The organism is Pedobacter sp. (genome assembly GCF_035317785.1).
Classification (GTDB): domain Bacteria; phylum Bacteroidota; class Bacteroidia; order Sphingobacteriales; family Sphingobacteriaceae; genus Pedobacter.
Genome location: NZ_DATHGC010000216.1, coordinates 1 through 10,110 on the forward strand (window position 1 = coordinate 1; position 10,110 = coordinate 10,110).

The following is a 10,110-nucleotide window of genomic DNA, read 5'->3' on the forward strand; positions in this document are numbered from 1 at the left end:
TTCACATCCCATGTTTTACCCTCATCCCGGCTAATACAGGCCCTTTCGCCATATGGTTCACGGCGGTAACCATATACCACCACTAACCAGCCATTCTTAAGCTGGATAAGATGCGGGGGGAAGCCCCAGATGCCGGTATCATGCAGCGGTGTCCAGGTTTTCCCTCCATCATAACTTTCAGATTGCATCAGGAAATTCTGACGGTCCCTCCGTTCATGTCTGAACATAGCCAGCAATTTACCGCTTGCAAGTTCAACCATATGGGGCTCGCCAAGTCCCGTACCCGCCGCTGCCATAGCATCCGGTTTTTTAATATCCGCTATCACCTTCCAGGTTTTACCGTCATCTTTAGACTCTTCTATGGGCATGGTTGGTTTTCCGTTTAATTCGCCGTTGCCGATGTACAACAAACGGCCATCTTTCAGCTGAATCGGTCCGTGAGGGGCCGAGCCAACCGTTGAAACAGGCTCCTGCCAGGTTTTGCCGCCATCTTCAGAGCGTCTTACCCAGTTACCCAGCCATTTCTTCCGGGTTTCCGGAGTAATCTTTTCAGCGATCCGTGCGTAACGTTCATAAGCTGTTGCATAAGTTGGCAGCGTAAAGGCGACAGAAGTGAACCAGCTGACCAGCAAAGTTCCCTTCAGGGTCTGGATGATACCTGCATCCCGGTCATCAAGAGGAGTATTGGTGATGGTTTCAGGAACAGACCAGGTTTTTCCCTGGTCAAGGCTGCGGATGATCTGGGTTTTCCCCCAGGGGCACACATGTGCGTCCCGGTCACCGGAAAATGCGACAATCAGCTCCCCTTTATCTGTCTTCCCTATAGTGGGCCACCCCATATAGCGATCCGCCTCAGTTACGCGCTTCTTTATCACAGGGTGCATTCTGGTATCAATCCCATATTCACTGCCATCTCCCAGAAACTTCCCCGGTTCCCGGCAAATCACTTTGGTTTCAATAATAGTAGCTATCGCGTTTGTAGTGTGCCCGGGCATGGCAGCCCAGGAAGGTACAGTTACCCACCCGGCAGTAGCAGCAACACCTGCCATTCCCAGAAACTTACGCCTGTTTACCTGATCTGCTCGTTTATTATTTTTAGACTTCATCTCTATTCTATTTTTAAATGTAAATGGCAATTATTTAACGCTGTAATCTTTCCAGTTAGAAAGCTGGTACATGTGCTCCCCCGCCTTTTCCAGATATCCATTTTCCAGCAGCAGCTTCAGCCGATCAGCACCCTTTTGAGGAGTCCAGTGAAATTCCCGCCACACCGCGCGTTCATCATCCGCAGCCGGCGGCCATTTGTAGACCTCCAGGGGATCTGACTTGAATTTCCATGGCGTACGATGAGCGCGCTGGACTTTCTGAAAACCCTGCAGCTGCCGGTTCGCATCCCGCCATCTCGTCCAGGCAGGCGCAGCAACAGCAATGTCAAGTTCTTTAGCCAGATCAGAGAACAATTTCTCCTGCGTTCTGGCTTCCGGCTGACCCCAGGTACCGATCCATGTATTGTATTCAGGAATAGGGTTCCATGCTTTCACAATCATACCTGTCAGCATTTCTTTCGAAGTCCCGGAGGCTGCAGCCTTACGGATCGCCGCAATGTCCAAACGCGATCCGGCAAATTGCCTGATCTGCCGGATATGCGGGATCATGAGTTCTACAAAAGTTTCCGGAGGAAAAGGCAAAGGAAACTTAGAAACATACGAAGTATCCGTTTTCATTTTCTCCAGTCCGGCAAGTACGCGGTCTGCACGGCTGATATCCTGTCGCGGATCTGCAGTTCCCAGCCGGTGCTCAGGCATTGTCCACCAGTAGGTATCCCAGGTTGGGCCAGAACGCACATCCTGGATCAATTTCAATGCCTCCAAAATAGCCGGAGCATTGCGCGGGCCCCAGATGCCCTCCGAGATCTCCCTGAGTATCTCATCAGGATCACGGTCCGGATTCCACAGCAATTGCGCGGAGGAATACATGGTAAAAATATTACACAGGTGATAAGCTTCCATCTCCGACCAATAGGTGATGGGCTGTATCTTGCTTACACCATCTTTCATCTGGTTGTAAAAATGCTTCAACACTTTAGTATTGACATACATGGTCGGCACCTGATCCGTTTCCATCTCAGTGGTATACCAGCCCCATACCCCCATTTTAATGTTACGCTGCTTCGCCTGGACATGAAGTTCTTCACGTTTTCCCGGGGCATAAGCATGAGGAATACTGCTTTCAAGTAATGTAGCATCACCAAAACCATTGTCAATTAACTGCTGCATGTAGTCAGCATCCGAACCGGATGCCCAGAAATCCACACCCAGTTTAACATCAGGATTCTTTGCCCTGAATTTATCCAGCAGTAAACGCATGTATTTAAACACATCGGCACGGTTCTCCAAAGAACCCGGATCATAATAATGAGTGATTAGCATGTCTACATACGGGGCCATTTCAGCGTACCCCTTATAGTATTTTTCAAAAGTTGCACGCACATCAGGATCATCGAAAGCAGTTTTGCCTTTCGCAGGTTTGTAGGCTACAGAAGGATCTGTCCATCCATAATCATTAAACTGTGCTGCCCAGACCCAAAGACTTACGTCCTGCCCGTTTTCCTGGAGAGATTTTGCAAATGTTTTCAAGCGTCCCCTAAATGCTTCCGCAGAGCCCAGGATGGAATAATTCGCTACAGTTTCCATTAGCTGGCATCCGCTGAATCCAAAAGAATCAAACATATCGACATAATTTACGATCTGCGAGTTACTGTACATCCAGACATTAAGACGCTTATCGGCATCAGGATTGGTAAAGACACCCCGGACCAGCGTAGGTGACCATGGGCACAAGGTCCATTCACGTTTGCTGATCCATGGACTTTCAGACACCTTCAGGTCAGGAATAACCAGTCCTGAACTTCGCTGCTCGCTCTTCAGGATAAGATGCTGCACTGCCCTCTTTAGTCCGTTTTCTGTGTTGCCCGTTGCTATGATCAATGGGTGTACCCCGGATGTCCGCGTTTGCAGCGCAAATGCTTCCGGTGAATCCTTTGGTGCAGTCACCCCTAAAAATGGCTCTAAATCATTGGAAAATAGTAAAATGGCAGGTACTTTCCCGGGAACTGATTTCAGGCTTGACACTACCCTGGGCTGCACATTCAGCACTTTGGTAAGGTAATCGGAAAGCCTGGTTACAATACGTTTCTCCAGGGCTGTTTTCGGAACCGCAACTATATAAGCCGCTTTACCTTTTGGAAGCTTTATCTCCGCATAGCCCGTCTGAGCAAAAGCGAGTAGCAGTACAGTTACGAGTTTAATAAATCTGTTGGTCATTTTCTATTTGTGTTTTAAGCTTATCATTCAACATTAAATATTTATAGCATCCGGTATTCTTTCCAATTGGCCAGCCGGTAGGTATTGGTGCCGCATTTCTCAACATGCCCTTGCCTGATCAGCAGATCCATATATTCCCTGGATTTTTCCGCCGTCCAGGTAAATTCTCCGCCTCTGACTGCGACTGCATCTATATTAAATGTGTACGGCAAGCGCTGTTTGCGTTGAATGTTTTGTATCCGCTGCAGGTAGCGGTCAGCATTGCGGTGAAGGATCCAACCCGGCATTTTTAATTCCAGATTAAGTTCTTTGGCCAGTTGTTCCAGCATTTTCTCCTGCATATTGGCCTCCGGCTGACCAAATGAGCCGATCCAGGTATTGTATTCAGGCACGGGCTGCCAGGCTTCATGGAGCATCTTCGTCAGCTCTGATTTGGAAGCTCCTTCTTTTGCTGATCCTTTAATCGCATCCATTTTGACACGTGAAACAGCAAAAGCCCTGATTTGCCTCAGGTGCGGAAGTATGAGTTCAATAAATGTAGCCGGTGGAAAGGGCAATGGAAATTTGGAAACAAAATCCCTATCTGTTTTCATTTTCTCCAGCGCTGCAATCACCTTTTCTGCCCGCTTAACATCCAGATCCGGATGCGCAGTGCCCAGGCGATAGTCCCCGGTTGTCCACCAAAATGTATTCCATGAAGGCCCGGATCTTACATCCTGAATCAATTTTAATGCTTCCAATACCGGAAGTCCGTTCCGCGGGCCCCAGATACCTTCGGCAATTTCCCTGAGAATCTCGTCAGGATCACGGTCAGGGTTCCAGAGCAGCTGGCCTGCGGCATACATGGTAAATATATTATTCAGATGATAAGCTTCCATTTCCGACCAGTAAGTGATCGGCTGGATCTTATGAGCCCCGTTTTTGATCTCCTGATAAAACCCTTTCAGAGCCTTTGCATTTACATGCATCATTGGCATCTGATCTGTTTCGTACTCGGTCATATACCAGCCCCACATACCCATTTTCAACCCCTTCAGCTTAGCATCTTTATGCAATGTTTCGCGTTTACCTTCGGTATAGATATTGGGAAGGCTCATTTCAAGCAGCAGGGCATCTCCAAAACCATGATCCGTCAACTGCTGCATATACGCTGATGGTGATCCGGCCGCCCAAAAATCTACCCCAAGCCGGACATCCGGATTTTTCGCCCTGAATTTTTCCTGAAGCAGTTTCAAATAACTGAATACATCATCCCTGTTTGTCAGGGAACCAGGGTCATAAAAATGGGCGATCAGCAAGTCTGCATAAGGTGCCATTTTCGCATAGCCATTATAATATTTTTCAAATGTGGCCCGGACTTCAGGATCAGTAAAAGCCGTATTTCCTTTTGAAGGTGCATAAACTACATCCTTGTCAAACCAGCCATAATCATCAAACTGGGCTGCCCATACCCAATACGTAACATTTTGTCCATTTTCACGAATCGCCTTTGCAAACTTTATCTGACGGTCACGGAAAGCCTCAGCTGACCCCATCGCCGCATAATTTGCCGGCGTTTCCATCAACTGGCAGCCGCTGAACCCAAACCAGTCAAACATTTCTACATAGTCCTTAATCTGCTGATCCCCGTATAACCAGATATTGAGCCGCTTATCGGCGTTAGGATTTGAAAACGACCTTCGCACCCTGTCCGGCGCCCAGGGACAGATCGTCCATTCTCTTTTTGCAATCCAGGGATATTCCGATACATTAACTACAGGAATGACCAGGCCCGGCCTAATTTGCATGCTTTCCAATATTAAATGCTGGACAGCTCTTTTCAGGCCCAGTTCTGTTTTACCTGTCGCAACTATTGCGGGGTGATTACCCATCATCCGGGTTTGAAGCTGGTACGCTTCCGGCGACGAAGAAGTAATCGCGGATGCTGATTTCGAGGACAGCACAATCGCAGGATTACCTGAAGGAACGGCAGCAATTACAGCAACCCGCTTGGCAGGATGTTTCAGTACATTTGTTAAGTAAGTCAGCAAACGATCTGTAATCCGTTTCTCCAGTGGAGTTACCGGTTGAGATACTACGTAGGCTGACTTTCCTGCTGTAAACTGAACAGGTTCTTTTTTAGTATCGTTTACCGTCTGCCCATAGCCAATACCTATGGTCACACACCAGGAAACCACAGTAAATAAAACATATTTTCGAGTGAAACAGATCATATCGTCACAAAGGCTGTTTCGCATTTCTGGATGCAGGAAGTGATTTTACATAATTTTCTAACTGTAATAAAGCAGAAACAGCTACCGCGTTGCAGCCTGGCCAGTCTATGGTCAATAACGGCCTGCCAAAACGCACATCAGAACTCCAGGTTGAATACGCACCAGTCTGTTGCTGGGCAAGTACAATGGAATTGCCGGCATTAATGGCCTTAGCCAGGTAGTCCTTATGCCCGGTAGCGCGGTGAAGAGCGAGTAAAGACATAATCCACATACCGGTATGCACTTCCATAGGCACATAGCAGGTATATTGTTCCATCACCGTCGGTGTCGGACAACGGTTTGAAACACATTTGTCTGTCGGTTGCCACAACACAAACTGATCCTCGATATAATGGTTCAGACGCTCTGCAGTTTTCACAGAATCAGCACCGCCGTAGTGGACCAGGTACCTGATCATTTCGTTGGTATCCCAGTGTTCGAGGTTTTGATAAGGGATTTTCGCTCCGATATCCTCATACATACCTTGCCAGCGACCAGTGCGGACAGGATTCTCCATTACCCATGCTGCAGCTTTTTCGCGGCTCGCAGCATATTTTGGATTAGGCTGAATTTCTTCCAGTATCCCCAAAAGACGGGCAGGTGTAACTGCGTTTGACGTATATTCTTCAACAGTTTTACCATTCCTCGGATCAACTCTATAGGGCCATGAACCATTGCCGGTCTGTAAGTCAACGAAAACATCAGCGATATGGCGCGCATAGTCCAGGTATTTCTGATCCTTAAACTGACGGTACAAAGCCACCATGCCCTCGCCCACCCGGGCGGATCTGAAGAGTGTGATGTTTTTACCTTCAATATACCCTTCTGTCCTGCCCTGCTCGATCGTAGAGAAAGGAAATAAACTGCAGCGCCAATCTGCAGGAAGTCTGTTGGCCAGCAGCCAGTCACCATATTGCTTTGCCTGCTTTAGTGCCGCAGGTGCAAGTTTGCCAGCAGGAAATTGTATGGCATAATCCAGGTAAGCAAATACAAAGCTTGGATGATGCAAAGCAGGGAAAGCCATTAATCTGCGCTGACCGCTGATACTTTCTTCACAGCAGCTCCAGCAGGACCGCGGCATATCACCCTCAAATGGTTCAATTTTGTCACGCGCAGGAGCAAGCAAATAAGTCATTGCACGATCAATAGAACCCTTCCAGTCCGCAGGTTCCTGTGCTACGCCATCAAATCCGGGCGATTTATAGAAACGCCTGCGCCAGGCTGAACACAGCGGTTTGTCTTCAGCGTCAACCGCCCAGGCTATGATATCCACCGGCCCAAAGCTGAGACCAGTCCATTCTTTTGCCATATCATATTCAGGCGACTTTAACCTGATGGTCTTTGCGTTGCTGTCATCAGCATCAGCAAACTGGATGACATATCCGGCAGCACCCTTTATGGATTCCCAGGTCCATTTAGGAGCATACACATATCTGGGCGCATAAGTATTCCAACCCGTTTGTTTCAGGTTCACCTCCCAGCGCACAGGTTCTTTTTTTTCATCAGGCGCCTCCAATCCCAATGCCGGGGCCTCTTCTGCCCTTACCAGGCTGACCGGCAATAAAGCCGCACTAACAGCCAAACCCGCCTTACCCAGAAAATCTCTGCGTGAATTGCCTGCAATTTCATTTTGATTTTTTTTCTCTTTCATTAGATCACATTTTAAATACCTATGCATAACGGATATAGAAATACAGCACCATAACGGTAAGAATCGCCCACCAGATAAAAGGATTGCGCAGCCCCCGCTGCTGCTCACGTTCTGCAGGAAGCAGCGAAAGACTTGCCCTGTTCCAGATCAATCCCTGTAATTCCGCCTCCGGCTTCGGCTTTGTCAGTAAACTTATTCCCGCACACGCAGCCATACAGGCCCAGAATACAATACCCGTCCGGTTAAAAAACGGCATCTGCGGAAATAAAAATTCCATGACCAGTGACAGCGGAATGGTTAAGATCCCCGCCGTAAGCGCCCCTGTATGCGTCGTACGCTTCCAAAGGATACCCAACAGGAACATCGTAGCAATTCCGGGAGTAAACAGACCGTAGGCATTCAGCAGATATAAGAATACAGGTTTCTCGGAATGTGCCACTAGCAGAGCCGTGCAGATAATTCCCAGGATAATAATAATTATACCTGAGCCCCTTCCAAACCGCACCGACTGCGCTTCAGTGGCATGAGGACGAAAATAGGGTATAAAAACGTCCATGGTCAATATCGTGGTGCATGAGTTGATTGCCCCTGAAAGGTGCGACATCACCGCCGCGATCAGGCCCGCCATAACAAGACCAACTAAGCCGGACGGCAGCAGGTTTTCTACCAGGGTAGGGAAAAGCAGGTCGGGCTTATCAAGATTGGGAAACAATTTAGGGGCTACAAGAGCTGGTACCGTGATGATAAGCGGAATTAAAAATTTAAGATAATCTCCAAAAATCACGCCGATCCGGGCATGCCATTCATTTTTCGCGGCCAGCGTACGCTGAACTATAAACTGGTTTGTGGCACAGTAGAATACGCTGATACACAATAACCCGCCCAGGTACATTGTCCAGGGAAAGTCCGGATCATTGGCCGGCAGGATCAGATTCCAGTCCTTCGATGTTTCCATTACAGCACCCATCCCCCCTGCAGCATTCACAGTAGCAATGGATAAGGCAATTCCTCCCATGATCAGGATCACAAGCTGGAGCATTTCCGTCCAGATCACCGCACGCAGCCCTCCTGCAATCGTATAAACGCCTGTAGCAACAGCCAGGACCACCACACTGGTCAGTATTGGTATTCCGAGCAATGAATGCAATGAAAGCGCCCCAAAATAAAGCACAGCCCCAATCTCCACAAAAACATAGGTCAGCAATACCAGGATGGAATAAATAGTCCTTGCACCTCCCCCAAATCTTTTTTGCAGGAATTCGGGCATGGTGTAAAACCCGTTACGGATATAAAATGGCAGAAAGATCCAAAGCAATGCATTGAAACCTATCAAAATAGCACCCCATTCCATGGCTATGGCTACAAATCCCCTGCTGTAAGCCACACCCATAGCACCTACCAGGTGATGACTGCTGATGTTAGAGGCAATAATACTTCCGCCGATCATCCACCAGGGCAGCTTATCACCTGCCAGGAAATAGTCACGTTTTGTCCGCTGACCTTTGCGCGAAGCGTAAAAACCCAAGCCGATCACCGCGAGAATATATGTTCCAAATATAAAGGCATCCAGTGCCGAAAGGTTCAGGTTCATCATCTGTCTTTATTTTCCCGGTTTATTGATTCGACGGCATCGCCGGCAAAGCGGATGAGGGTTTCCAGTCCTCCTTCCGCAAAAGGGCTTTGCCAAACTGAATAAATATCCTGAGCGTACAATTCTTTATTCGGGAGATAGCCGATATGGCCGTTTACTACGTTCATCACAGCCAGGGCAGACCCGGGAAAACGTGTTCTCAGTTCCTGCTGAAAAGCAGAATAGGCCTCATTAGGCTGTCCGATTAAAAATGAACTGCCCAATTGCCACACCCACAATGGCATAGCCGTGACTTTACCTTCACCCACTACTTTTCGCACGTTCAGCTTTCGCGACAACCGTTCTTTCAGGACGTGGTCCCTGCATTCCTCCCATTCTTTTTCAATTTCAGCAAGCGATGGCAGTTCCTTTAAAGGCAATGGCACGTCTATCATTCTTGCCCAAATTGCGGTTGAAACCTTTACCGCAGCCGGTTTCCAAATGGCTAAAGGCGCTCCGGACTCCACAACTTTATCAAAACCCAATGCCTGTGCTGGAGGCAGCATAGCCTGCAGTGCAGACAACACGCTAAATCCCAGCTGCCGGCCATGCCGGTCAGCCAGTTCCGTATCGCCTGAATATTGTTCGGCAGGCGCTAATTCTCCGGAAGCACCCTGAAGGAACAGGCAGGGCGCATGGGTTTCAGTCTGTATCATTTCCCGCATGGCGCCAACGTAATCCGGCGAAATCAGGAGATTGTCCCAGGCCAGCGTCGTAGGGTGGCAGGCATAGTTGACCAAAGTTCCGGTAATTCTGCCTTTTCCGTCGGTTATTCTTCCCACAAGAACAATATCATCCGCCTTCATATCCGGATTAAAACCCACGACAATACGGTCCTTGCCTTTTTCAGGCAGATCCCGGTTTGCAGCAAGACTGCAAGTACCATATTTCCAGGTCAGGACAGCAGGGCGGGCATCGCCTAGGGCAATTCGCGCAGTTTCAATTGCTTTTTTCTGAAGCTGCAGCAGATAAGGTTCTATATGGTTGCCGCCCGCTTTGACTGCGTCGCTGCGGCAAATGCCAGGACCCGCATGGGTATGCGAAAAACAGATCATCAGCCCGGAAGCTTCTATTTCGAGTGCCTCCAGTATGGGCTGGCGAAAAAACCGTTCATCGTCCATATTTTTCCACCATCCCAGATCCATAGCGATCAGAATCAATGGCTGCGCTTCTGTTTCTGATCGGAAAGTGATGCAGGTTAACACGAGATCCTTGTGTAATCCCGTTGCCACATCATTTACCGCTGCCCCCCAG

Annotated in this window: 6 protein-coding genes; all 6 read right to left on the reverse strand. The window is 48.5% G+C overall.

Translation table 11 applies throughout. From position 1 onward, the window contains the following. A partial coding sequence (locus VK541_RS13100; protein WP_324370772.1) for a sialidase family protein occupies window positions 1–1,106 on the reverse strand: 1,106 nt, incomplete at its 3' end. A gap of 30 nt (window positions 1,107–1,136) precedes the next feature. Next, window positions 1,137–3,323: a hypothetical protein gene (locus VK541_RS13105; protein WP_324370774.1), complete on the reverse strand. Its 2,187-nt coding sequence runs from the start codon at window positions 3,321–3,323 to the stop codon at window positions 1,137–1,139. 41 nt (window positions 3,324–3,364) lie between these two features. Next, window positions 3,365–5,536 (reverse strand): hypothetical protein, encoded by a 2,172-nt coding sequence (locus VK541_RS13110; RefSeq protein WP_324370776.1) that lies wholly within the window; start codon window positions 5,534–5,536, stop codon window positions 3,365–3,367. A gap of 4 nt (window positions 5,537–5,540) precedes the next feature. Further along, complete coding sequence (locus VK541_RS13115; RefSeq protein WP_324370778.1) at window positions 5,541–7,226, reverse strand: twin-arginine translocation signal domain-containing protein; 1,686 nt, start codon at window positions 7,224–7,226, stop codon at window positions 5,541–5,543. 19 nt (window positions 7,227–7,245) lie between these two features. Then, window positions 7,246–8,820, reverse strand: coding sequence for an SLC5 family protein (locus VK541_RS13120; protein ID WP_324370780.1), 1,575 nt, complete (start codon window positions 8,818–8,820; stop codon window positions 7,246–7,248). Beyond that, window positions 8,817–10,110 (reverse strand): hypothetical protein (locus tag VK541_RS13125; protein WP_324370782.1); only part of this gene is annotated, 1,294 nt, incomplete at its 5' end. The genes VK541_RS13125 and VK541_RS13120, both read right to left, overlap by 4 nt.